The following is a 1,569-nucleotide window of genomic DNA, read 5'->3' on the forward strand; positions in this document are numbered from 1 at the left end:
CGGCACGCCGCCGAGCGACCGGATGTGCTCGAAGCGCACGCCGTCGAAGCGGTACAGGCCGGACGGCGTGGCAAACCACATGAAACCGTCCCGGTCCTGCGTCATCTCCCACACGTCGCCCGGCATGCCGTCCTTGCTCGTCCACGCGTCGTGGTGCAGCTGGGCGATGGACAGCGTGGGGTCGAGCGCGTGCGCGCTGCCGGACAACAGCGCGAGGAGGAAGACGATGGCGGAACGGAACATTGACCGGATTGTAAAGCACGCCGTGCCTGCGCGCCTATACGAACGGATACTGGCAATGCGGGAGGGGCGGGACTACCATGGCCTGGCCGGTGCACCACCAACCATCTTTTCATCCCTCCCAGAGGATCATCCCATGAGCAATCCAAAACTCGAAGTGCTGACGCCGCAGAACAGCCAGATCATCTTCATCGATCACCAGCCGCAGATGGCTTTCGGCGTGCAGTCCATCGACCGCCAGGTCCTGAAGAACAACACCGTCGGCCTCGCCAAGGCGGCCCGCACGTTCAACATCCCGACGACGATCACCACCGTCGAGACGCAAGGCTTCTCGGGCTACACCTACCCGGAACTGCTGGACGTGTTCCCGAACCAGCCCATCCTCGAGCGCACCTCGATGAACTCGTGGGACGACCAGAAAGTGCGCGACGCGCTGGCCGCCAACGGCCGCAAGAAGATCGTCGTCGCCGGCCTGTGGACGGAAGTCTGCAACACCACCTTCGCCCTGTGCGATGCTGGAAGGCGGCTACGAGATCTACATGGTCGCCGACGCCTCGGGGGGCACGACCAGGGAAGCCCACGACTACGCCATGCAGCGCATGATCCAGGCCGGCGTCGTGCCGGTGACCTGGCAGCAGGTGCTGCTGGAGTGGCAGCGCGACTGGGCACACAAGGACACCTATGACGCCGTGACCGGCATCGCCAAGGAGCATTCGGGCGCGTACGGCATGGGCATCGACTACGCGTACACGATGGTGCACAAGGCACCGCAACGCGGCACCACCAGCCACGAAACGCTGGCGCCGGTACCGGCACGCTGATTTTTCGCGCGCGCCGGCCATCCCGTTGCGTGCGTCCGCGGCTCTGGCGCCTATCCGCGCCGGGGCCGCTCCCGCCATTCATCCACAGGGGGATGCATGAAGTTCTACCTGGTTTCCTTGGCAGTCGGCCTGCTGGTCGGCTGCATCTATGCAATGCTGGGGGTTCGTTCCCCCGCGCCGCCGGCGATCGCGCTGATCGGCCTGTTCGGCATGCTCGTGGGCGAGCAGGCCGTGCCCATCGCCAAGCGCCTGATCTCGGGCGAGCCCGTCACCGTGTCCTGGTTCCGCAGCGAGTGCGTGACCCGCATCAGCGGCGTGACGCCGCCGCCGCCCGCACCGGTGGACAACAAGGCCGGCCATGATCGCGCAGCCTGACGGCAGCCAGACGGTGCTCGTGGTGGACGACGACGACACCGTCCGCACCGGCATGACGTCCTTGCTCGTCCACGCGTCGTGGTGCAGCTGGGCGATGGACAGCGTGGGGTCGAGCGCGTGCGCGCTGCCGGAC

At 66.5% G+C, this 1,569-nt stretch carries 2 protein-coding genes and 1 pseudogene; 2 read left to right on the top strand and 1 reads right to left on the bottom strand.

What is annotated here, in order from left to right; all coding sequences use genetic code 11:
• Nucleotides 1-243: hypothetical protein (locus ACEN88_RS31240; protein WP_413345991.1), on the bottom strand; the 243-nt coding region annotated here is incomplete at its 3' end.
• A gap of 133 nt (nucleotides 244-376) precedes the next feature.
• Between ACEN88_RS31240 and ACEN88_RS31245 the strand changes: the two are divergent.
• Together ACEN88_RS31245 and ACEN88_RS31250 are read left to right on the top strand one after the other, a co-directional pair.
• Nucleotides 377-1,061 (top strand): annotated as a pseudogene (locus ACEN88_RS31245) (hydrolase).
• Between the two features lie 96 nt (nucleotides 1,062-1,157).
• Nucleotides 1,158-1,436, top strand: a complete 279-nt coding sequence (locus ACEN88_RS31250; RefSeq protein ID WP_413345993.1) for a XapX domain-containing protein — start codon at nucleotides 1,158-1,160, stop codon at nucleotides 1,434-1,436.
• Nucleotides 1,437-1,569 lie beyond the last annotated feature (133 nt).

Origin of the sequence: Massilia sp. CT11-108 (genome assembly GCF_047302915.1) — a bacterium.
GTDB lineage: Bacteria > Pseudomonadota > Gammaproteobacteria > Burkholderiales > Burkholderiaceae_D > Telluria > Telluria orientalis.